Annotated in this window: 11 protein-coding genes; 9 read left to right on the plus strand and 2 right to left on the minus strand. The window is 65.0% G+C overall.

The window, feature by feature from the left end:
• Positions 1 to 73 precede the first annotated feature (73 nt).
• Positions 74 to 847, minus strand: coding sequence for a hypothetical protein (locus tag AAFU51_17900; GenBank protein ID MEO1573127.1), 774 nt, complete (start codon positions 845 to 847; stop codon positions 74 to 76).
• Positions 848 to 1,047: 200 nt separating this feature from the next.
• Between AAFU51_17900 and eno the strand changes: the two genes are divergently transcribed.
• The 8 genes from eno to AAFU51_17940 all read left to right on the plus strand — a co-directional run bounded on the left by eno (position 1,048) and on the right by AAFU51_17940 (position 23,381).
• On the plus strand, positions 1,048 to 2,343 hold the full coding sequence (gene eno / locus AAFU51_17905) for a phosphopyruvate hydratase (protein ID MEO1573128.1): 1,296 nt from the start codon (positions 1,048 to 1,050) through the stop codon (positions 2,341 to 2,343).
• A gap of 69 nt (positions 2,344 to 2,412) precedes the next feature.
• Entirely contained in the window at positions 2,413 to 2,721 is a 309-nt protein-coding gene (locus AAFU51_17910; protein ID MEO1573129.1) for a septum formation initiator family protein, read from the plus strand.
• Positions 2,722 to 2,761: 40 nt separating this feature from the next.
• Complete coding sequence (locus tag AAFU51_17915) at positions 2,762 to 3,763, plus strand: ROK family protein (GenBank protein MEO1573130.1); 1,002 nt, start codon at positions 2,762 to 2,764, stop codon at positions 3,761 to 3,763.
• Between the two features lie 123 nt (positions 3,764 to 3,886).
• Complete coding sequence (locus tag AAFU51_17920; GenBank protein ID MEO1573131.1) at positions 3,887 to 6,607, plus strand: putative LPS assembly protein LptD; 2,721 nt, start codon at positions 3,887 to 3,889, stop codon at positions 6,605 to 6,607.
• 17 nt (positions 6,608 to 6,624) lie between these two features.
• Complete coding sequence (locus AAFU51_17925; GenBank protein ID MEO1573132.1) at positions 6,625 to 8,133, plus strand: carboxypeptidase M32; 1,509 nt, start codon at positions 6,625 to 6,627, stop codon at positions 8,131 to 8,133.
• A 229-nt stretch (positions 8,134 to 8,362) separates the two neighbouring features.
• Positions 8,363 to 14,068 (plus strand): hypothetical protein, encoded by a 5,706-nt coding sequence (locus tag AAFU51_17930; protein ID MEO1573133.1) that lies wholly within the window; start codon positions 8,363 to 8,365, stop codon positions 14,066 to 14,068.
• Between the two features lie 192 nt (positions 14,069 to 14,260).
• The gene (locus AAFU51_17935; GenBank protein ID MEO1573134.1) at positions 14,261 to 19,060 is read left to right on the plus strand and encodes a T9SS type A sorting domain-containing protein; all 4,800 of its coding nucleotides are present in this window, start codon (positions 14,261 to 14,263) and stop codon (positions 19,058 to 19,060) included.
• 172 nt (positions 19,061 to 19,232) lie between these two features.
• Complete coding sequence (locus AAFU51_17940) at positions 19,233 to 23,381, plus strand: hypothetical protein (GenBank protein ID MEO1573135.1); 4,149 nt, start codon at positions 19,233 to 19,235, stop codon at positions 23,379 to 23,381.
• 31 nt (positions 23,382 to 23,412) lie between these two features.
• Here the strand turns inward: AAFU51_17940 and AAFU51_17945 are convergent, their stop codons facing one another.
• Complete coding sequence (locus AAFU51_17945; protein ID MEO1573136.1) at positions 23,413 to 23,964, minus strand: gamma carbonic anhydrase family protein; 552 nt, start codon at positions 23,962 to 23,964, stop codon at positions 23,413 to 23,415.
• Positions 23,965 to 24,040: 76 nt separating this feature from the next.
• Between AAFU51_17945 and AAFU51_17950 the strand changes: the two genes are divergently transcribed.
• Positions 24,041 to 24,421 carry an STAS/SEC14 domain-containing protein gene (locus AAFU51_17950; GenBank protein ID MEO1573137.1) on the plus strand — a complete coding sequence of 127 codons (381 nt, stop codon included), beginning with the start codon at positions 24,041 to 24,043 and terminating at the stop codon, positions 24,419 to 24,421.
• Positions 24,422 to 24,486: the final 65 nt, after the last annotated feature.

Raw genomic sequence — 24,486 nt, forward strand, 5'->3', positions numbered from 1 at the left:
GACGGGGCGCAACTATCTGGCGTTCGTGCACGTGGTGTCGACGCTACTCTTGCTCGCCTAATGTCAACGCGGCCTAGGGCAGCACGAAATCCTCAGGGAGGTAGAGGTCCACGTCTACGTCGGGCGCGTCGTCTTCGGACACGGAGACAGCGCGGAACGAGCCCTTGGCTGCAGACTCGCCGCGGACGTAGAGCGGTGCATACTCGCTGTCAACGGGGAAGCCGCGGAAGGTGAACGAGCCCGTGACGGCGCCTGCGCTGCTCTCGGTGATGACCAACTCGCCGCTGAACGTCTGGATGATGGTGCTCGGCGGCAGCAGGAACTCTTCGTCCTGGAACGGCAGCTTCACCTCCACCACGTCAGCCCCGCGTAGCTCCGCGAAGCCGCCCATGAACGAAGCCTCGAAATCGAGGTCCAACGAGTACGTTCCGGGTTCAGGCCTCCCGTCAGGCGTCGAGAAGACGATTGACTCGAAGGGGTAGATCGCATCGAGCAGGTCGTCGTGCGCCAAGGCAAACACTGTCCGGCCCGACTCGCTGTCTTCGAAAAACACGGCAGAGCCGCCAAAGTCCGCGGTCACCCCACCGACAAGGTTGTTCATCGGTTCGACTTTCACCCGAAATGCGCCCCCAAGCTCGCCCTCAATCCAATCGTCTTCGTCGATATCGTCCTGATCGGTGTCGCTGCCGTTGTCCTCAGAATCTTGGTCCCCATTTCCTCCGGCAGGCTGCTCGCTAGGTTCCGGGAGGTTTGGGTCAGCAGTGTCGCAAGCCGAGAACGGGAGCGCGAGCGACAGAAGCAGGACGAGCAACGCGTACAGTCGTTGAGAAGGGGATGGCATTGTCATGACGAAGCCGAGTGTGGATGAGGGACTTCTAGTATCGGATGATGGTGTTACACGCTTAACGTACGCGACGCACACGTGAGGAGGCCGATTTATTCGCGTTACTGATGCGTGTCGTGCCTCAACTGTCCGACGAGGCGCTAAGCGGTCCGTGCGTGGTATTTTGCTGAACCGTTCTGTTTCGCTCTGCCTTGCCTGCTTTCATGGCTCTCATTCAGTCTATCGCCGCTCGCCAAATCCTCGACAGCCGTGGCAACCCCACCGTCGAGGTCGATGTCGTCACCGACGAAGGCCTCCTCGGGCGCGCCGCCGTTCCCAGCGGTGCCTCCACGGGCGAGCACGAGGCCGTCGAGCTCCGTGACGGCGACGCGGAGCGCTACCTCGGCAAGGGGGTCAGCAAGGCCGTGGCGAACGTGGAGGACCTTGCAGCGGGGCTACGGGGCCTCAGCGTCTTCGAGCAGACCGTCATCGACCGCACGATGCTCGACCTCGACGGGACCTCGAACAAGGGCCGCCTTGGCGCCAACGCGCTGCTGGGCGTCTCCCTGGCCGTTGCGAAGGCTGCCGCAGCATCGGCTCGGATGCCGCTCTACCGCTACCTGGGCGGGCCCGGTGCGCGCACGCTCCCCGTCCCGATGATGAACATCATCAACGGAGGCCGCCACGCGGACAACAGCGTGGACATGCAGGAGTTCATGGTGATGCCCGTTGGGGCAAGCACCTTCTCCGAAGGGTTGCGCATGGGCGTCGAGGTCTTTCACCACCTTAAGAAAGTGCTCCAGGGCAAGGGCTACGGCACGGCCGTTGGCGACGAGGGCGGCTTCGCGCCGAACCTCGGTTCCAACGAGGAAGCCATTGAGGTCATCCTCGAAGCAATCGAGAAGGCCGGCTTCATCCCCGGCGACGACCTCGCCATCGCCCTCGACCCCGCGTCGGCCGAGATGTATCAGGTCGACGACAGCGGCGTGGGCCGCTATGTCTTCTGGAAGTCGGACCCGGACAACCCCAAGACCAGCGAGGAGATGGTCGACTACTGGGCGAACTGGGCCGCGCAGTATCCCATCGTCTCCATCGAGGATGCTATGGACGAGAACGACTGGGCAGGCTGGACGGCGCTCACCGAGCGCATTGGCGACGACGTGCAGTTAGTCGGCGACGACCTCTTTGTGACCAACTCGGCGCGGCTCGCGCGAGGCATCGAGCACGGCGCGGCCAACGCGATCCTGATCAAGGTGAACCAGATCGGCACGCTCACCGAGACCCTCGAAGCGATCGAGCTGGCCCACAAAAACATGTACGCCTCGGTGATCAGCCACCGCTCGGGCGAGACGGAGGACACGACCATTGCGGACCTTGCCGTGGCTACGGGCGCCGGCCAGATCAAGACGGGCTCGGCGAGCCGCTCGGACCGCACCGCGAAGTACAACCAACTCCTGCGCATCGAGCAGCAGTTGGGCGACGCGGCACTCTATCCCGGGCTCGATGCCTTCCGGCTCTAGCGCGGGTCGCTAGCGTTGCCCGGCGCAACGCCTTATGTTCTCCCACGCTTTGCCAGCCCTGCCCCCACCATGCCTGCATCGATTCGTGCCTTCTTTGCCGCGCCTGCGTTGCGCCGCCGGATCGCGATCCTAGGTCTGGCACTGTTGGCGGCTTGGGTGACGTTTTTCGACTCGCACAGCCTCGTGCGGCGGGCTGCGTTCTTGATGGAACAGCGGACGCTGCGCGCCGAGAACGAGGCGCTCCGTGCGGCCATCGCAGAGCGCGAAGCCGAGTTAGCCGCCCCACTCACGGACGCAACCGTTGAGCACCTCGCACGAGAGCAACACGGCATGCGGCGTCCCGGAGAAACCGTCTACCGTGTCGAGGCTGAAGAGTAAGGCCCTGCGTCGCCCTCCCTCACCCAACCACCCTGCCCAGGTGTCTACCTACGCTATCGGCGTCGATCTCGGCGGTACGACGATCAAGGTGGGGCTGGTCGAGAAGGAGCGCGGGATCCTCAAGCAGGCCACGACCGATACGGAGGCTCAACAAGGGCCCGACGCCGTCGTGCAACGGATTGCAGATACGGTCGCCGAGATCTATGCTTCGCTACCGTCCGACACACAGTTGGCTGGTGTGGGCATCGGCGCACCGGGCGTCATCTCTTGGGACCGCACCACGATCGCAAAGCCGCCCAACTTTCCTGGCTGGGACCGGGTCAACCTGTGTGACGCCCTTCTGGAACGTGTGGAATCCTTGCCGGATGGCTGCTCGGTGATCGTTGAGAACGATGCCAACGTCGCAGGACTGGGCTCGGCCTTCTATGGCGCGGGACGCCCGTTCTCCTCGTTTATCATGGTCACGCTCGGCACAGGGGTCGGCGGGGCCATCATCTACGAGAACCGGATCTTTCGAGGCGCTACGGGCGGTGCGGGCGAGTTCGGCCACATGACGATTGACTACGAAGGTCCCTACGCACGCAGCGGGGTTGCGGGCGCGATCGAGGCCTACCTCGGCCACCACTTCCTGAGTCGGCATGCGCGGTACCAGCTCCTCCAGCGCACCACCCGGCTCCACGAGATGACGGGGGCCGACCTCCACGACCTGACGCCAGTCAAATTGCACAGTGCCGCCGTCGGCGGCGACCCTGCGGCGACGGAACTGCTCGCCTGGGCGGGCCACAAACTCGGCGTTGCCCTCGGCTCGGCAATCAACCTGCTCGACATTCGCAAGGTGGTCGTCGGAGGCGGCGTGTCTGCGGCGGGGGACTACATCCTCGGGCCGGCTCGCGACGCCATGCGTCGGTTTGTGATGCCGGGGCTGGTCGATGACCTCGAGCTCGTCCGCGAGACGCTGGGCAACGAAGCAGCGATCCTGGGTGCTGCGCGGCTCGCCTTTGAGCAGGCAGAAACCAACTCCCGCCACGTCTTCGAAAACTGAAAAGTGTAAACGTCCCTGCGGGGCCGCTCTCCTTCGCGTGCCGTGTGGCGGTGGCTGGATCGTGGTATCATGGACGGCCTGCCCGGGCTTCGGGGTTGTCTGTCTCCGCCACCATGCTTCGTCGTGTTCGTCTTGCTGCGTCCCGTGCTGCTTGTCGCGCTGCTAGCGTGGGCCTGCTCGCCCTTGTCAGCACAGGATGCGGTGGCAGTACAGGACACGACAGCTGATGCCCCGCTTGCACGACCGCCTGCTCCCGCGGCCCAGACCGCCCCGCAGGAGACTGGCGAAGGGCCCGACCAGCCCGTGCCGTTCGCAGCGCGCGATTCACTCGTCTTGTTGTTCGGCGAAACCGAGGGTGCGCAGCCCGTCACCGACCGCGACGACCGCACCTCGACGGATGATGGGGACACGGCATCCCTATTCGGCGAAGCGGTCGTCCGCTACGATGACGCGATGCTCGAAGCCGCTGCCATCGACCTCTTTTTCGCCCGCAACGAAGTACGGGCCCGACGCCTTGCCGAGGGCGACACGACCGGCCAACCGCGTTTCACGCAGGGCGGTGAAGGCTTCACCGGCCGCGAGTTGCTCTACAACCTCGACACCCAGCGCGGGCGCATCGTTGGGGCACGCACGCAGATCCAAGACGGCTTTCTCCTCGGCGAAATCCTCAAGCAAAGCGACGCCAACGTGCTCTACGGCTCGGACGTCGGGTATACGACCTGCTCGAATCCTGAGCATGTCCATTACGCTCTGAATGCAAGCCGCTTAAAGGTCGTCGACCAAGAGTGGGTCTACACCGGCCCGGTGCAACTCTACCTCCTGGGCATCCCAACTCCGGTCTGGCTGCCGTTCGGGTTCTTCCCTGCCGCCGAGGGCCGTCGGAGCGGCCCCACCCGCGTGACCTATGGCGAAGACCGGACCTACGGGTTCTTCATCAAGAACATGGGCTGGTATTGGGCGGTGAACGACTACTTCGATGCTCAGCTCACCGGCGGGCTGTACTCGAAAGGCTCCTACGAGTTGGGTACGCAGTTCAACTACGCCAAGCGCTACTACTACAACGGCTCGCTGCGCATCGACTACAGCTTTCTCCGCCAGGGCGAACGTGGCGACCCGACAGGCGGCGTCAACCGCTCAGGACAGGTTGGATGGCGCCATACGCAAGACCTGAGCCCTTCCTCCCGCCTCAGCGGCACGGTCAACCTTTCGAGCCGAAGCTACCTGCGCGGTATCTCAGCGGACCTAAACGACAACGTGAGCCAATCGACGAGTTCGTCGGTCACCTACACCAAGAGCTGGTCGGCAGGCGCGCGGTCGCTCACGCTGAACCTGCGCGCCAACCAGAATTTTACGGGGCTCGGGAGCACTGACCTCACCTTACCGAGCGCCCAGTTTAGCCAGCGCCAGCTCTTCCCGTTCCGCCGCGAGAGCCGCCAGGGCCGCGAGGAGGCGTGGTTTGAAAAAATCAACCTCAGCTACACCGGCAACCTCGACAACCGCTTCACCTTCCGCCCCGACTCCACCATCGACGGCTTCGAAGAAGCGTCGGTCTGGGAGGCCCTCTTTGACTACGACGCCTACGTGCGGGCCACGGGCAACGAGGAACGGTTCCGCACCACCGCGACGCACCGTGTGCCTATCCAAGCCGCGTTCAACGTGCAGCGGCTTCCGGTTCTGGGGATCCCGTTCGTTCTCAACGTCACCCCCAACTTCAACTACCGGGAGAACTGGTTCACGCGCTCCGAACGGCGCTTCGTGAACGAGGAGGGGCGAGTCGAGACGGAGTCAGAGGCCGGGTTTACTGCGATCCGCACGTTCAGCACCGGCGTTGGCGCCAACACGCAGCTCTACGGCACCTTCCCCCTCCGCGTGGGCCCGCTCGACGGCTTTCGCCACATCGCTCGACCCAGCATCTCCTACACTTACACCCCCGATTTCTCGTCGGACTTCTTCGGCTACTTCCGCAGCTTTACCGACACGTCGGGGACCGTGGTGGAGTACCCCATTGTCTCGGGGGCCGGGCTGACGGACCGCGCGTCCCAGACTCTCTCGATGAGCATCGACAACACGTTCCAGACGCGCATCGCACGGACGGACTCGACGGGGGTGATCGAGCGGACGCCGCTCCAACTGCTTCGCCTCTCGGCCAACACGAGCTACGACTTCGAGCGGGACAGCCTCAATTTCTCAAACCTGAGCCTCCGCGCCTCGACCAGCATCGGACAGGCGCTCACCCTCAACGCCTCGGCGACGTATTCCTTCTACGCGGTGAATGACGCGGGGCGTCCGATCAATCGGTCCCACTTCGCGGCCACGGGTGGCCTGCTCCGCCCGACGAACTACTCGCTCTCCCTCAGCACGTCGATTGGACCCGGTGGGCGGCTCCAGCCCAACGAGGGCGGGCCGCTGCGCGGCATCTTTGACCCGTTCCCCAACGATCCCTACGCGGAGTTCTCCCACCTCGACGACCCGAGTTTCGTGACCTACGGTGTCCCATGGCGCACCTCGCTCACGTTCCGCTACGACCTCACGCCAGCGTTGGGCCAGGCCCCCAAGCGCGAACGGGCCATCCTCAACATCACCGGCCTCTCCTTCCAACTCACCCCTGCCTGGCGCATCTCCGGCTCGTCCGGGTACGACTTCATCGAAAAGGAAATCACGACGAGTTCGCTCAACCTCATCCGCGACCTCCACTGCTGGGAGATGCAGTTCAACTGGGTGCCGTTCGGCACGTTTAAGCGCTTCGGCTTCTCGATCTACGTCAAGAGCGGCCAACTCCGTGACTTCCTCAAACTCGACGTGCCGCGCTCGGACCGCAGCAGTCAGCTCGACGGCGTGTTTTAGCCTCTCATCCGCTCCCCATGTCTTCCCTCGACGCTCTTCGCGCCCGCCTCGCCACCGTCTACGACCTCAACAAAGCAGCGTCGGTGCTGGAATGGGACCAGGAGACCTACATGCCCGACGGGGCCACGGAGGCGCGCGCCCACCAACTGACGACGCTCCGCAGCCTCTCCCATGAGCACTTCACGGACGACGAGACCGGAGCGCTCCTCGAACGCGCCGAGGTTGCCACGCAAGGGCTGGAGGCGCGCGACCCGGCCCGCGCGCTCGTCCGCGTTGCGCAGCGCGACTACGATCGGGCCACCAAGCTGCCCGCCCGCCTCGTCGCCGAGTTTGCCACGGCCACCGCTCGCGCCAAGCACGCGTGGCAAGCCGCTCGCGCCGATGACGACTTCGCCCAGTTCGCTCCGCACCTCGAACGGGTCATCGCGCTCAGTGTTGAAAAAGCTGACGCGCTCGGCGCCACAGTACCGGAGGCACGTTACGATATCCTGCTCGACGAGTACGAGCCAGGCATGACTGCTGCCGAGGTCGCCCGGGAGTTCGCGGAGTTGCGAGAGGGTCTCGTCCCGCTCGTCGAAGCCATCGCCGACGCGCCGCATGTGGACGACGCGTTCTTGCATGCCCCCTTCGACGAGGCCGCGCAATGGGCATTCGGTCTGGAGGTCGCGCAAGCGTTCGGCTACGATCTCGCGTACGGTCGGCAAGACCGCTCGGCCCACCCCTTCTCCACCACCCTCGCCATTGACGATGTGCGCATCACGACGCGCATCGATCCAGACTTTTTCCCGTCGGGCTTCTTCGGTACGCTCCATGAGACAGGCCACGCGCTTTACGAGCGCGGCGTGTCACCGGACCTGGCGCGCTCGCCGCTTGCTTCCGGCACCTCGCTTGGCATGCATGAGAGCCAGAGCCGGTTGTGGGAGAATCAAGTAGGACGCAGCCGCCCGTTCTGGCAGCATTGGTATCCGAAGCTGCAGGACCACTTCCCGGAACAACTCCGCTCCGTGCCGGCCGACGCTTACTACCGCGCCATCAACCGCGTCGCGCCGAGCTTCATCCGTGTCGAGGCGGACGAGGTGACCTATAACCTCCACGTCATGCTCCGCTTCGAGATCGAGCGTGCGCTCATCGACGGCTCCCTGAGCGTAGCCGACGTGCCCGCAGCCTGGAATGCGGCGATGGAGGACTACCTCGGCGTGACGCCCCCCACAGACCGCGAGGGGTGTCTCCAGGACATTCACTGGTCGATTGGCTTGGTCGGCTATTTTCCGACTTACACGCTCGGCACGCTCATGTCAGCACAACTGTTCGAGGCCGCGCAGCGCGACCTCGGAGATCTAGCCGCCACGTTTGCCGAGGGTACGTACCTGCCGCTGCGAGAGTGGCTCCGTGACCAGATTCATCAGCACGGCCGCGTCTACACGGCGACCGAACTGTTGAGACACGTTTGCGGGTCGGGACTCGACGCAGCGCCCTGGTTAAAATATGCCCGCGCCAAGTACGTTTCGATTTACGATTTGACCTAATATATTCGTCTGGCCAGGGTGGCTTGGTTTTAGTTCAGCGAGGTGTCCAGTTTTCTCCTTGCATCGCGCGCCACTTCTTCAGAGTTTTGCGCATGTTAGTGAGCAAGGCGCGCACACCTTCTACTGCGAAACATCCCCGTTTCGCGTCAGAGCCGACCTGACGGGCTCTGGCAACTCGGGTGATCCACCACCCGTCGCTCTTCATCCCTCCGTCCGAGCGAATCCTACCATGCTCTTCACCCGCCTGACCCGCCGTGCCTCCACGGTGGCACAGTCTCGCCTACATCGCATCGCGGGCCTACCGATCGCCCTCGCCCTCTTTGTCTTGGCTGGGAGTGGGGCTGTTCACGCGCAAGAAATCGACCACCGCCCCGTGGTCCTCACGGGAGCGGACGTGCCCGCGCTCACGGGTGCCGACGTGACGACACCCGTGTGTTTCGCGTTCGTCGATGGCGCGTGGGCCCAGTGTCCGCTTCAAATCGACGAGCGGGCGGTGCTGGACCCTGCTTCGAATTACCCGACGTCGATCTCCGACGCCGCCGAGCTGTTTGGCGGGACCCCGCAGCTCCTCTACACAGCGCCGCAAGACTATCCGATGAGTGGGTTCACGCCCATCATCCAAGTCGACCCGGACCCCACGTTCGACGCGGACGACGAACTCGTACTCATGGCGCGCTTCTTTGGCGACGTGGTGAGCCCACAGGCGCCTCCGTTCGCCCCCGAAGAGGTGGTGGAGGTGCTGTTCGAGGGCCGCGCGGCCTACGTCTTCGTGCCCACGTCGCCGCTGGCGCAGGACGCCGGGTATGACCTGATATCGTACTCATTCGACTTGCTCTCCGGCGACTTCCCGAGCGCCTACAACTTCGAAGGCGACACGACGCTGCCCGACGAGTGGGGCGAGGGGGACTTCCTCGCTGCCAACCCGGAATACAGCGCAGTCCAGACGGACTACTACCAGACTGCGTTCGAGGACCGCTGGATCCAGCGTGAGTGGAGCATGACGGACGGACAAGGCGGCTACGGCCCCGACATCCTGGACCGGGTCAAGTTTGGTACCCGTCCAAACACGATGGGCAACAAGAACAATTGCGGCCGCTCAATTTGGACCGGCAGCGCGCGACGCGGCACGCTCGGGATCCAGAAAGACGGTCCCATTCGCGCCTTGCGCTATGCCCAGGGTTTTAATTCGGGCGGCCTCAACTATGTCTTGTACACGATGTACGAGCGGTACATCGTGTACTACATGGCGCACCAGATGCACCGCACTCCGGGCGCGTCGATGTGGTTCGACCTCTCGACGAACGCCTATGGGATGCAGCACCGGAGTAACCTCTTCGCAGGCACCGTCTCGGTCGACGGCACGCCAGACCGTACGGGTAACGGCTTCGTCAATGCCTACCTAGAGTGGGACCACTTCGCTGGTAGCCAGGGCAGCTTCGTGTCTGTCTGGGAAGCCGACACCAACATTCCTGGCGCGTTCCCGCACTCCTACTACGAGGACGACACCACCTCTCAGGTCCAACAGTGCACGGGAGACGATGTCGCCACGGCGTCGTCTGGCAACGTCTACATCTTCGGCAACAATGTCCAAGACGCGTTCGTCCCGTGGACCGACCCGTCCAACGGCGCGTCCTTCGACGACGACGATAACCTGCGCCTGCTTCGTCTCACACGCCGCGTGATCCCGGACGGACCGAATATGCCCAGCGCGCAGGCCGACTCGCTCGTCACCAGCCTGCAGTCGCCCATAACCTTCACGGCACAGAACGTGGCGGTGATCGGTGACGACCTCCAGGCCCCGCTCTTCAGCGGCGCCTACGACGGGCTCTCGTACGAGGGCTCTGCCTCGGACAGCCGTATTGGCGACAGCGGCCTCGATTCCCTCGTGCTCGGAGGCACGTCGACCAACCTCAGCTTCACTGCCGATGCGTTCACGCCAGGCGACCCTTCGGCCGGATTTGCAGTGGCGCCGATCGACGTCTACGCGCCGAGCTCTGGCTTCGTCGTCGCAGCTGACACGGCAGGCAACGTGGACTCGCTTGCGGTCAGCTTCACGGCCCTCGTTCCCGATGACACGGCCCCGGTGTTGGCGGGCACCTACAGCCGAAGCCGGTTTGACGGCATGGCCACAGATGACCAAATCGACGCGGCAGGTCTCGCGTCGTTGTCACTGAGCGCCGACGCCGTCAACCTTGACCTCGCTGTCGACCCCTTCAACGGCGGCGACTCCCCCGTCGCCTTCGTCGCCACCCCCACCGACGACCTCCTGCTCGCCTCCGGCTTCGTCATCGCCACCGACACCGTCGGCAACACCGACTCGCTCTTCGTCGAGATCACGCCGCCGGATCCCGACACCGCGCCGCCAGCACTCACAGGCACCCTCGACGGCTTCGCCTTCGACGGGCACGCCACCGAGCGCGCGGCCAACGACACGGGCATCGCCAGCATCGCACTCAGTGCCGACGCGGCGAACCTGGATCTGGCCGTAGACACGTTCACGGCTGGGGCGGACTCGGTGGGCTTCGTGGCGAAGAGCGTGGACGCGGACCTGGCGGGCACAGGATACGTGATCGCGACGGACGTGACGGGGAACGCGGACTCGCTGGCGGTGTCGATCGCGGCGCGGCCGCCGGACGTGACGGCGCCGGTTGTCAGCGGCGCTCTCGCTGTCTCTTCGTTCACAGGCTCAGCCACGGAAGAGCAGGCAGACGACCGCGGTCTCGCGACGGTGGAACTCGCCGCCGGGGCCACGAACCTCTCCCTCTCGGTGGACTCGTTTCTAAACGGAGCGACCTCCACCACCTTTACGGCCTCCCCCGTTGATGTGGAGAGCGCTGCCAAAGGCTGGGTCGTCGCCACGGACGTGGTTGGCAACGCGGACTCCGTCTTCGTCGAAGTCTTTCCGCCTCCCGACGAGACCGCCCCCGTCCTAGTCGGCACCGTGAACGGATTCGTCTACGACGGTACGGCTACGGACAACGCTACGTTTGACAGCGGACTCGCGACCATTGCACTCGAACCGACGTCGACCAACCTCGCGCTGACCGTGGACTCATTCACGAGCGGCGCTGGCCTGGTCAACTTCTCTGCTACGCTCATCGAGCCAACCGAGAACGGCACAGGATACGTAGTGGCGACTGACGTGGCTGGCAATGCCGACTCCGTTTTCGTCAGCATCGACGGCGCCCCGGCGTTCCAGTTCGATCTAGCCGCCGCCGCCGCCGCCGCCTTCGATACGGAGACGAGCGGCACCCTCACGGTGACCGTCAGCAACATCGGCAGCGATCCGATGACCGATGTTCGTGTCGTTCAGCAGTCTGCCACTGGTGCTACTGTCGATTCCAACCCCGTTTCGTTGGGTAGCATCGACGCGGGCGCATCCAAGGACGCCACGTTCGCCTTCTCCAATGCTACGGCTGGTGCGTCTGCGTCATTCCAGGCGCAAGATCTCGTCGTCCGATTCGATGAAGGAGACACGGTCAACAACGATGTGACGATCTCGCTCGAACCGCTCGGAGACACGTCGCTCCCCGTACTCGCGGGGTCGAGCGACGGCACCACCTATTCTGGTACCGCAACGGACGACCAAGTCGCCGACACGGGTATCGCCAGCATCGCGCTTGTCGGAGGGGCCACCAACCTCGCTCTTACCGTTGACCCATTCACGCTGGGTGATGCAGCGGTAGTCTTCACGGCCACCTTCGCTGACCCGTTGCTGGACGCGTCTGGCTATGTGGTGGCAACAGACGTGGCAGGCAACGCCGACTCGGTATTTGTTTCGCTGGTCGTCCCGGATGCCATCGCGCCTGAGCTCACCGGAGCTTACAGTCCTGGCCAATTCGATGGGACGGCCACGGACGCTGAGGCTGGCATCTCCTCCGTGACGCTCAGCGCCGACGCCGTCAACCTCGACCTCGCTGTCGACCCCTTTAACGGCGGCGACTCCCCCGTCGCCTTCGTCGCCACCCCCACCGACGACCTCCTGCTCGCCTCCGGCTTCGTCATCGCCACCGACACCGTCGGCAACACCGACTCGCTCTTCGTCGAGATCACGCCGCCGGACCCCGACACCGCGCCGCCAGCACTCACGGGCACCCTCGACGGCTTCGCCTTCGACGGCCACGCCACTGAGCGCGCGGCCAACGACACGGGCATCGCCAGCATCGCACTCAGTGCCGACGCGGCGAACCTGGATCTGGCCGTAGACACGTTCACGGCTGGGGCGGACTCGGTGGGCTTCGTGGCGATGAGCGTGGACGCGGACCTGGCAGGCACGGGGTACGTGATCGCGACGGACGTGACGGGGAACGCGGACTCGCTGGCGGTGTCGATCGCGGCGCGGCTGCCGGATGTGACGGCGCCGGTCGTCGGCGGCACTCTCGACAGCATGTTTTTCGATGGCCTCGCTACTGAAATCGCTGCAGACGACCAGGGCATTAGCACGGTAGCCCTCGCCGCCGACGCGACGAACCTCGACCTCAGCGTCGACCTATTCACCGTGGGCACCGACTCCGTCAGCTTCGTGGCAACCGCCATCGACCCCGACCTCCAAGGGCTCGGCTACGTGATCGCCACCGATGTGGTGGGGAATGCCGACTCCGTGCTCGTTGACATCGCACCACGGCCGCCAGACACGACGGCTCCCATCGTAGGCGGGTCGCTCGATGCCTCGATATTCTCGGGCTCCGCCACGGATCGCCAACCTGATGACCGTGGGCTGTCAACCATCGCTCTCGATGCAGGCGCGGCCAACCTGGAACTCTCGGTGGACACCTTTCAGGCTGGTGCTGACTCCGTCGGCTTCTCAGCAACTGCGGTGGATGCTGGCCAGGATGCAACGGGCTGGGTGATCGCGACGGACGTAGTGGGCAACGCCGACTCGGTCTACGTCGAAATCCCTGCGCTGCCGGCCTTTGATCTCACGCTTACCATCGACTACGCTTACACCAACGCAACGGATGGCACCATCACCGTGACCGCGATCAATGCCGGCACGGAGTCCATGTCAAACGTTCGGGTTTCGCGATTGTCCTTCACGGATGTGACCGTTGAGCCGAAGCATCTATCCGCCGGTGCGATAGGCCCAGGTGACTCTACTGACGTGGTGTTCACCTTCACCGGAGCCGGACCCGACGCTTCGAGTTTCTTCAGAATCCGGGACCTGCACTTCCGGGTTGGCGACGAGTTTAACTCTAAAAACAACGTTGCGGAGGCCATCCTCATCAATGGAGGGAGTACGCGCATCGCAGAAGACACCGACGGCGAAAGCGACGCCCTAGACCCCTCGGACGGCGACGCCCTCGACGCCCCGAACGAGGCAGACCTCCGTGCGGACGACGGCCCCAGCGACGAGGGCCGTCCGCAGCCGGGCGAGATGGACAGCGAAACCGATGCGGCACCTGAACGCGACGCCCCTGCGGCTGAAGGCGCGACAGAAGCGAAGCCGGACGGCAGCCCAGGCAAGCCCACGGACGCAGCCCGGCCCGAGACGGATGCCCCGCAAAGCGCAGCAGACTCCAAGCCATCTGGGAAACCTGAGTTGGCAACCGACGCCTCGGACGAACCCAGCGAATCGGAGCAGGCGTTGTCTGCTGAAGAGGCCCACCCAACCCTCAACGAGGAAGTCGAGACGAGCGGGACCAGCGGCGCTATCCACGTCGCAAGCGTAGCCCTCCCCGAGACGCTCTCAATGCGCCTCTATCCCAACCCGGGGCGGGCGTATCGCACCGTCGACCTCGCCCTGCCCGAGCAGACCCGCGTTCGCATGACGCTCACCGACCTCCTGGGACGGCAGGTGCGGACGTGGTCGCAGGACTTCGAGGCGGGCTACCACGGCGTCGCGCTGGACCTTGGGACGGTAGCGGCAGGCCCCTATGTCCTGAACGTGACAGCTGGGGATCAGCACGCCGTAGTCCGACTGACGGTATTGCCGTGATCTAAGTGCTGGGGTGTCTCCGGTCTTGAGGCACCCTGGCACGCTCTGTGCCTGCTAGCTCTCTGGCACTTTTAATTGCGTTAGGCCCTCTGTTTTCTCGATCTGAGACAACAACACCGCATGCTCCGGCGGTCGGTCTTCGCATTTGATGTCTCACTTGTGCGTCCTCCTCTCTTCGTTCTCTCGCGCGCGATGCGTTTTCTCTCGACTGCGTTTTGTACCACGCTACTTCTCTGCCTCGGCGCCTCCGGGCTCCACGCGCAGACCGATGACTTTCGGCCGCTCGTCCTTACCGGCGCAGACACCCCATCTCTGCTCGGCGCCGCAGTGACGGCCCCCGTCTGCTACTCGTGGAGTGGTGCCTCGTGGACCCAGTGCCCGCTCCAGATCGATGAGCGCGACTATATCGACCGGGGCTCGGCCTACCGGCGCGACCTCCGGCCTGAGTTCTACGACGTCGACTCGGTGTACCACTACACCGCGCCGCAGGACTACCCCAACTCGCGCATGGAGCCGACGGTGCCGTTCGACTCGGACCTATCGTTCGATGCCAATGACGAGTTGGTGCTGATGGCGCGCTTCTTCGGCCAGCAGGCCAACCTCGCCGCGCAGCCCCCGCCCTTCTCGCCGGAGGACATCGAGGAACTGGCCTTCGAGGGACGCTACGTCTACCTGTTTGTCTCCTCGGTCGCGCTTGACCAAAGCGCGGGCTACGACCTCGTCGACTACGACTTCAACCTCCTCGCGGGCGACTTCCCCGACGACTACGACTTCACCGGCGATCACTTCGACCAGTACCACGCCGAGCCCAACAACCACAACACCGGCGACTACCTCGCGGCCAACCCGGAGTATAGCCCGGTCGAGACGGAATACTACCGGCTGAGCTTCGAGGACCGATGGATCCAACGTGAGCTGCAGTTCGCCGACGCGGGGGGCACCTACGGCCCCGACATCCTCGACCGTGTGAAGGTATCATCCCGGCCTGACTACAATGGCTCGCGCGTGGGCTGCGGGCGCACCATCTGGACGGGCAGCGCCGAGCGCGGCACCCTGGGGATTCAGAAGGACGGGCCGCTGCGTGCCATCCGTTATGCTCAGGGCTACAACTCCGGCGGCTTCAACCACATCCTCTACCGGCTGTACGAGAAGTACATGGTCTACGAGATGGCCCACACGATGCACCAAACGCCGGGTGCGTCCATGTGGTATGACCTCGCCCCGTCGGCGACGGGCATGACCTACTACAGCAACCTCCACCCGAGCGGCGTCACCGTCGATGGCGTCCCTGACTACGCCACGAGTCCGGAGAAGGACATCTTCACCGAGGCCTACCTGGAGTGGGACTACCTCATCGGCAGCCAGGGCTCGATGGTGGGCGTGTGGGAAGCCGAGACAAACATCACTACGCTCCAGCCGAACTCGTACTACGAGGACGACACGAACCCGGACATCCAGAACTGTTCGGGCGACCGGATGGCCTACGGCAACTTCGGCAACACCTACTTCGAGCCCAAGCCCGCGTCTGATGACGTAACCATGCGCTCGACGGACCCGCGTGAGCCCGAAGCCTACTTCCTCGACGGCTCGTTGCGCTACATGCGCCTCATCCGCCGCGCCGTGCCGGAGGTGCCCGGGCTCTCGCTCGGCGAAGCCTCGGCGATCCGCGACCAGCTACAGGCCCCCGTTGAGGTTGCCGTCAACACGCTCATTGTGCCCGGCAACGACGCGACGCCGCCTCAGATCGAGGGCAGCGTCGACCGTCCCACGCAGACCTACGCTGGCACGGCCACTGACATCGGCGCAGGGCTTTCCAGCATCGCCCTCGCAGGCGACGCGAGCAACCTTGCGCTCAACGTTGCCTCGTTTGCCCCGGGCGCTGCGTCGACCACCTTCACGCTCACGCCGATCAACCCGACCCAGGGCGCAAGCGGCACGGTTGTGGTCACCGACGAGCGTGGCAACGCCTCCGACGTCTTCGTCCAGATCGGCGTGCCGCAGGACGATGTGCTGCCCCCGCGGGTCGCGAGCACCACGGATCGCATCTTCCTGACGGGCGAGGCCGCGGACGACCGTCTCGACGACACGGGCCTGGCGTCCATCACGCTCGTGGGCGCTAGCAACTTGGCGTTCGACGCCGACCCCTTCACGGTCGGCACCACCGAGCCCGTCGCCTTCCGCATTCGCCTCATCGACGTGACGCAACCGGGCTCTGGCACGCTGCGCGTGGACGACGTGCAAGGACTCCGCACCAACGAGGCGATTTCCATGGATGCTCCGCCGACGGATGCCACGGCTCCGGTGGTCGCTGCCGAGCGCGAGAGCACCGTCCTCGAAGGCACGATCACGGAGACCCAGCCCAACGACCTGGGCATCGCCACTATCGAAGTGGTGGGCACGACGAATATGACCGTCGAGGTCGATCCGTTCGACGAGGGTGCCCAGACTGTGGCCTTCACCGCCACGAGTGTCGAGGCCACCGAGGCAGGTACCGGGACGATACGAGTCACCGACCTCGCTGGCAACGTCACCGAGTACGCCATCGACATCCCGCCGTCGATCTTCGACCTGTATCTGCGAGCGGAGGCCCCGGTCTTCACGACCGAGGACAGTGGCACTGTGACGGCGTGGCTCTCCAACATCGGAACGGAGCGCTTCACACTTGCGCGCGTCCAGACGAAGAAGGAAACCGACGTCGAGGTGGACCCCAACCGGATCACCGTAGGTGAGCTAGCGCCCGGCGACTCGGCCGAGGTCGTGTTCACCTTCGCGAACGCCGCGGCCACGGGCTCGGTGCAGTTGAAAGCCATCGACCAGTTCATCGGCGGCAACGAGATCGACAACGCCAACAACCTCGTCGATGTCTTCTTCGTGCCGTCCGCTTCGGGCATCGTCCTGGTGGGCGATGTGCAGGGCGACGCATTCACGGGCACCGCGCGCGCCTCAGACAACGGGTTGGCCAGCCTCGTACTGAGCCCGGATGCAACCAACCTCACGCTTTCAACCGATCCATTCACGCCCGGCACGACGGCTTCTGTAGCCTACTCCGTCGAACGCATCGATCCCGCGCTCGACGGAAGCGGGACGCTGATCGCAACGGACCAATCGGGCAGTGAAGAGCTGCTGGCCGTTGAGCTGCTCGCCCCTGGCGCGGACACGCAGGCCCCTGTGCTCGCGGGCAATGCGACGGGCGGCACGTTTGAGGGCACCGCATCAGACGACCAGCAGAACGATTCGGGGCTGGCCTCGGTGGCCCTCGACGCGGGTGCAACAAACCTCACCCTCACGGTCGACCCGTTCGACGCGGGCGCTGCGACGACAACGTTCACGGTGACGCTCACCGATCCATCGCAGCCGGGCTCGGGACGAGTCGAAGCCATCGACATGGTAGGCAACACGAGCGGCCTCGACGTGGAGTTAGACACCGCTCCGCTCCCCGACTATGACATCGTGGCCACGGCTACCTACGCCTTCGAAGGTGCAGCCGACGGGACGATCACGGTCACGGTGCGCAACATCGGGGCGAACGCGATGCCAGCAGTGCGTGTCATCGTCAAGTCGTCGCAGGACGTGACGCTCGCGCAGTCGACGCAGGTGATCGGTGAGATCGCGGCAGGCGCTTCGCGCGACGCCGTGTTTGACTTCAGCAATGCGGGCCCCAACGCCGAAGTCTTCTTCCAGGCGCAGGACACGCAGATCCGTCGCGGAGAGAGCGACCTGGACAACAACGAGGTCACCATCGCGCCTGTGAATGAGGGCGGTGACGTTGCCCCTCCCGTCATCGGCGGGAGCGTGACCCTCAACGGGTCCGTCCCCCGATTCGACGGCACGGCGTCCGAGACGGGCGCCAACGACACGGGCGTTGCGAGCATCGCGCTGGCCAACGGTGCGACCAACGTGGCCCTCACTGTCGATCCGTTTATCGCCGGGGCGACCAACGTCGGCTTCGCCGTCACCTTAGTCGATGACAGCCAGTCGGGCTCCGGCACCGTGGAGGCGACCGACGTGGAAGGCAACGTGGCGGTCTACGAAGTGGCGCTGGTGCTCGCTGGCAACGACACGAGCGCGCCCACGATCACGGGCACGTTCCGCCGCCGCGCCTACGAGGGCACCGCGACGGACGACCAGCCCAACGACACCGGCATCGCGTCGGTGACGCTCTCCAACGATGCCGTCAATATGGTCCTCGACGTGGACCCCTTCACGCCCGGCGACCCGGTTGTGACGTTCAAGCTTTCGGCCGCAGACCCTGCGCAGCCGACGAGCGGAACGGTGGTCGCCACGGACGTTGCCGGCAACGAGGGCAGCACGTTCCTTACGCGAGGTCGCGCCGCCTCGTCCCTCGCCAGCGACGAAGACGCTGAAGCGGGCCAACGCCACGCCGAGGACCTCGCTGCGGCTGGCGCGGTAGCGGATGCCGTAGAGGGTGGCAAGCCCAGCACCGAGACTGATGCAGTCGCCGCGGATGCGACAGAGCCAGCTAGCCACGAGTCTGACGACCGGGAGGCGGCCTCAGAAGCTCCGTCTGGCGTAAAGCCCCAGACGGACGCCGCGACGCCTGAAGACGCTTCCTCTTCTGGGAAGCCAAGCTTGGAGCTGGCGACGGACGCCGTAGCCAACGACGCCGCGCTCACTGCCCCTGCCGACGCGAGCGAGGCGGTGTCGAGTTCGTTGGCCGCTGAAGCGCCGCTCTCCTCGTTGAGCACCTCTGCCGAGGCTGCGCCCTCAGACGGGACCCTCTCCGTCCGTGCGTACCCCAACCCAGTCACCGCCGCCGCTACGTTGCGCTTCCACGTGCCGTCCGAGAGTGCCGCGCGCATCGCGGTGTACGACCTGAGCGGGCGACGCGTCGCGCTCGTGCACGACGGGACGCTGTCCGCTGGCTGGCACGACCTCATCGTAGATGCCCGACGGTGGCCGAGCGGCGTCTACCTCTGGCGCGTCGAAACGGCGACCCAGGCCGAGACCGGCCGGTTTACGGTGATTCGCTAGTCCCCAGGCCTTTTTCACCGGCCGAGCGGCTTGGGACTAGCGCGAACGGCTAGCCTCAAGTCGCTTTGCAACTGTATTCTTGCCCTTCTGTGTAAACAACCAATTTCCGGGGTACTCCCTCGTCAGGGTCCCCGCCCAAACCTCACCCTCGCCCGTCCCCTCCTCGAGCCCCATGCCCCCCCGACTCGCGCCCCTGCTCCTGGTCGCCGTTGTCCTCGCCCTCCTTCCCACCGCGCTCGCACAGTCTGACGACTTTCGCCCCCTCGTCCTAGAGGGCAGCGACACGCCCGTACTCCTGGGCGCTAGCGTGACGGCCCCCGTCTGCTACAGCTGGACGGGCAGCGATTGGTTCCACTGCCCCATCCAGATCGATGAACGGGCGCTTCTGGACCGTGGACTCGCGTATCCCATCGACCTCTACCCTGAGTTCCACGATGTCGACGAGATCTACCACTATACGGCGCCGCAGGACTACCCCAACCCGCGCATTGCGCCCTACGTCCCCGTAGACCCAGACCCCGAGCTAGACGCCGACGACGAGATTGTGCTGATGGCGCGCTTCTTCGGTGGGCAAGCTGACCTCGCCGCGCAGCCCCCGCCCTTCTCCTCCGAGAACATCCAGGAAGTCGTCTTCGAAGGGCGCTACGTCTACCTCTACGTCCCGGCGGTCGAGCTCGACCAAAGCGCGGGCTTCGACCTCGTCGACTATGACTTCAACCTCCTCGCGGGCGACTTTCCCGAGGACTACGACTTCACGGGCACCCACTACGACCAATTCCACGCCGAGCCCAACAACCACAACCTCGGCGACTACCTCGCGGCCAACCCCGAGTACAGTCCCGTAGAGACGGCCTACTATCGCACCTCGTTCGAAGACCGCTGGATCCAGCGCGAGATGCAGTTCGCCAACGCCAGCGGGACGATGGGGCCGGACGTCCTGGACCGGATCAAGTACGCTTCGCGGCCCGATTACACCGGCTCGCGCTTCGGCTGTGGCCGCACGATCTGGACCGGCAGCGCTGAACGCGGCACTCTGGGCGTGCAGAAGGATGGCCCCCTGCGTGCGCTGCGCTACGCCCAGGGCTACAACTCCGGCGGGTACAACCACGTGCTCTACCGGCTGTACGAGAAGTACATGGTCTACGAGATGGCCCACACGATGCACCAGACCCCGGGCGCCTCGATGTGGTACGACCTAAGCGAGGGCGCGGTGGGCATGACCTACTACAGCAACCTCCGCCCGAGCGGCGTCACGGTCGACGGCGAACCGGACTATGCCACGGACCCCGAAGACGACATCTTCGAGACGGAGTACCTGGAGTGGGACTACCTCATCGGCAGCCAGGGCTCGATGGTGGGCGTGTGGGAGAGCGACAACAACCTCCCCGAGCCGCTGCCCTACTCGTACTACGAGGACGACCGAACGCCGTCGATCCAAAACTGCTCCGGCGATGGCCAGGCGATCGGCAACTTCGGCAACATGTACTTTGAGCAGAAGCCTGCCTCCGACGAGGTGACGATGCGCTCAACGGACCCGCGTGAAGCCGAAGCCTACTTCCTCAACGGCGACCTCCGGTTCATGAAGCTCATCCGCCGCGCGGTACCCGACGTGCCCAATCTCTCACTCACGGAGGCGGAGGCCGTCCGGGACCAACTGCTCGCCCCCATCGAGTTTGTGACGAACACGCTCGTGGTGCCCGGCAACGACAACACCCCGCCGCAGATCACGGGCGAGGTCGAACGCGCCGCGCAGACCTACACCGGCCTCGCCACCGACATCGGCGCTGGCATCGCCTCGATTGCGCTCAGCAGCGACGCGGCCAACCTCGGCCTCGTGAGCGACGCGTTCGCGCCCGGTGCTACCACAGTCGCGTTCACGCTTGCCCCCATCGCCGCCGCCGCCACGGCCAGCGGCACCGTGCTCGCCATCGATGGACGCGGCAATGAGGCCACCGTGTTTGTCCAGATCGAGGTGCCACAGGAAGACATCCTCGCCCCGCGCCTCACGCAAGCTGCGGAGCGGTTTTTCGTGGCGGGCGAGATTGCCGAGGATCGCCTCGATGACACGGGCTTGGCGACCGTAGCCCTCCTCGACGCAGACAACCTCGTACTGGACATTGACGCATTTACGCCTGGCCTGACAACGCCCATCGACTACCGCGTGCGCCTCGTCGACGTATCGCGCCCAGGCTCCGCGCTGCTGCGTGCCACCGACGTGAAAGGCCTCCAGAACGACGTATCGTTCGACCTTGCCGCACCGCCGACGGACGCCACAGCGCCGCTCGTCACCGTTGAGTTGGAGGGGACAAGCCTCGCGGGCACTGCGTCGGAACTGGCCGCTGACGACCTCGGCCTCGTCTCCGTCGTGATCGACAATACCACCAACGTGACCGTCGAGTTGGGCGAAGTGGCACTCGGAGACACCGAAATCGCCTTCGAGATCGCCAGCGTCAACACCGAGCTGCCAGGGACGGCCAGGCTGGTCGCCATCGATGTGGCGGGCAACGAGCGCACCGTCGCCATAGAGATTCCACCGTCGCTCTACGACCTCGAACTGCGTGCGGAGGCTCCAGTCTTCGCAAGCGAGACGGAAGGGACCGTCCAGGTCTGGGTCGAGAACGTTGGGACCGAGCGGTTCACGCTCTCGCGCGTGCAGACGATCAACGAGATCGACGCCGAAGTCACGCCCAACCGCATCGAGGTAGGGGCGCTCGCGCCCGGTGACTCCGTCTCGACGACCTTCAGCTTCGTCACGACCAGCACGAACGCGGAAGTGCGCTTCAAAGCGCTGGACCAGTTCATCGGCGGCGCGGAGGTGGACAACGACAACAACGTCATCGACGTGCCGCTCGTCGCTTCCACGTCGGGGCTACTGCTCGTCGGCAGCGTGCAGGACGGTGTGTTCGCTGGCTCAGTTCGTGCTACCGCAACCGGACTTACCGAGGTACGTCTGAGCGACAACGCAACGAACCTCTCTCTCACCGTCGCCGACTACGCACCTGGAACGCAGGAGAGCGTGAGCTACCTCGTTCAGCGGATCGCCCCGGACGAGAACGGGAGCGGCGAGGTCATCGCGCAAGACCAGGCAGGCACAGTCGAGCGCATCTCGATCAACCTGCTGGCGCCCGCCCCCGACACCCGTGCGCCCTCGCTCGTAGGTAGCGGCATAGAAGGCGTGTTCGACGGGACCGCCTCTGACGACGAGCAGAACGACACAGGCCTCGCCAGCGTCGTTCTCCAGGGCGACGCCGTCAACGTCGTACTCACTGTCGGCGCCTTTGATGAAGGCGACGCCGCCGTCGATTTCTTGCTGGAACTCGTCGACCCTGCCCGCGAGGGCAGCGCAACCATCGCGGCAACGGACGCTTCAGGCAACACGGGCACGCTAGACGTCTCGCTCCTCCCGGCACCCACGCCCGAGTTCGATATCGTCTCGAAGGCCGCGTATGTGTTCGACACCGACGACGCGGGCTTGATCGCCGTCACCGTGCGCAACAACGGGCTCCAGCCCATGACCACCGTGCGGGTGCGCGTGCGCAGCGTGGACGATGTCACGCTCTCCACCGACGCCATCACCGTCGGCGAGATCGAGCCTGGCGACTCGAAGACGGCGCTGTTCGACTTCTCGGGGGCAACCCCGGACGCCAGCGTCTTCTTCCAGGCCCAGGACCTCATCGTCCGGCGCGACGAGAGCGACCTCGACAACAACGAGGTCACCATTGCGCTCACGCCTGAGGGCGCCGACGTCAGCGCGCCGATCCTGTCGGGGGATCTCGACCCGAACGCCGAGGCCCTGACGTTCGAAGGCGACGTCCGCGACGACGCGCCGAGCGATGCGGGCATTGCCAGCATCACGCTCAGCGCGGCCTCGGACAACCTGCGACTTGACGTGGCCGACTACGCGCCCGGAGACGCAGCCGCGTCGTTCACCATCACGCTCGTAGACCCTGGCCAACCAGGCTCCGGCACGGTCGAGGCGGTGGACCTGTTCGGCAACACGTCAAGCCTCCCGGTCACGCTCACCACCGTCTCCAGCGAGAACGACGCCGCCCCGCCAGACGGAGCGCTCGCCACTGCGGTCTACCCCACGCCGTTTGTCCAGGCGGCGACCATGCGGTTCCACCTGGACCAGACGCGCCCGGTACGGGTGACCGTCTTCGACCTCACGGGTCGGCGGCGGGCCCTGCTCCACGAGGGCATTCTCCCGGCAGGCTGGCACGAACTCGACGTGAACGGCGCGGACTGGCCGAGCGGCCTCTACCTCTGGCGCATCGCTACGGACACCCGCACAGAAACAGGACGCATGACCCTTGTGCGGTGAGCCTGCACAGAGCCATCGCTTTCCTCCTGCCTCATCGCCGTCGATCTTCGTAGAACGGGTTTGCAGAGGGCTGAACCTCGCCGCGGTACATCGCGCTCATGCGGACGTAGTGCGCGGCGTTAGCACGGTTGCGGTCGATTTCCTCATCGCTCAGTGTCCGCACCACGCGTCCGGGCTGACCGAGGACGAGCGAGCGCGGCGGAACGACGGTATTGGGCGTCACAACAGTTCCTGCACCTACGAGCGAGCCTGCTCCGATCACGGCGCCGTCCAGCACGATGGCGCCCATGCCAATGAGGCAGTCCGGCTTGACTGTCGCGCCATGAACGACGGCATTGTGCCCGATCGTCACACGCTCCAGGATCTGGCACGGATGTGTCCCGCGCGATACGTGGATGGTCGCGTTGTCCTGGACGTTGCTCTCCGCACCGATCTCGATCCAGTGCACGTCGCCGCGCAGGGAGGCGCCGTACCAGATGCTCGCGTGCGGCCCGAGCGTGACATCGCCGAGCACGATGGCCGTGTCTGCGATAAAGTTGGTGGCGTCAAAGGTCGGGGCCAGGCCCAGGAACGGGGTCGTCATCGTAGAAGCGGTGGCTGGACTACGAGTATACTTCCGCACGTCCTACCGATCACGCTAGCCCTACACCTTTCGACTGATGTCGTTTGCCACCTTCGACGAGCGTGCGTTCCCGCTCGTCCACGTCACCATCGAAGACGCCCCCTCGCCGCGCGCCATCGATGCGTTCCTGGAACACGTCGAAGACCTGTTGGAAGGCCCCGAGCGTCTGGTTGTGATCGTGGAAATCGCCGGGCCTCGGCTCTGGAAGCTCGGCCTGTCTGAACGCCACCGGGAACTCATCGAGGACATGAAGGACGAGGCCGAGGATTCCATCGCCGCGATTGCCTACGTGGCCGGTGCTGAGTACGTCGCCCGTGCCCTCGACTTTGCGATGCAGCAGGCTGCGCTGCCGTTTCCCGTCCGCGTCTTTCAGCATGCCGACGAGGCCCGTCGGTGGGCTGCTGCCTTCGTCGCATAGAACGCGAGATCGCCCTGACCAAAGAGTGCGCGGTTTCTCGTAGGTTGGAGTAGACCTCCCAAGCA

The organism is Bacteroidota bacterium, assembly GCA_039821555.1.
Classification (GTDB): domain Bacteria; phylum Bacteroidota; class Rhodothermia; order Rhodothermales; family Rubricoccaceae; genus JBCBEX01.

Bases quoted from the DNA above. Each gene is read 5' to 3' on its own strand.
- AAFU51_17900 (MEO1573127.1), bottom strand. From the start codon at position 847: ATGACAATGCCATCCCCTTCTCAACGACTGTACGCGTTGCTCGTCCTG.
- eno (MEO1573128.1), top strand. From the start codon at position 1,048: ATGGCTCTCATTCAGTCTATCGCCGCTCGCCAAATCCTCGACAGCCGT.
- AAFU51_17910 (MEO1573129.1), top strand. From the start codon at position 2,413: ATGCCTGCATCGATTCGTGCCTTCTTTGCCGCGCCTGCGTTGCGCCGC.
- AAFU51_17925 (MEO1573132.1), top strand. From the start codon at position 6,625: ATGTCTTCCCTCGACGCTCTTCGCGCCCGCCTCGCCACCGTCTACGAC.
- AAFU51_17930 (MEO1573133.1), top strand. From the start codon at position 8,363: ATGCTCTTCACCCGCCTGACCCGCCGTGCCTCCACGGTGGCACAGTCT.
- AAFU51_17935 (MEO1573134.1), top strand. From the start codon at position 14,261: ATGCGTTTTCTCTCGACTGCGTTTTGTACCACGCTACTTCTCTGCCTC.
- AAFU51_17940 (MEO1573135.1), top strand. From the start codon at position 19,233: ATGCCCCCCCGACTCGCGCCCCTGCTCCTGGTCGCCGTTGTCCTCGCC.
- AAFU51_17945 (MEO1573136.1), bottom strand. From the start codon at position 23,964: ATGACGACCCCGTTCCTGGGCCTGGCCCCGACCTTTGACGCCACCAAC.
- AAFU51_17950 (MEO1573137.1), top strand. From the start codon at position 24,041: ATGTCGTTTGCCACCTTCGACGAGCGTGCGTTCCCGCTCGTCCACGTC.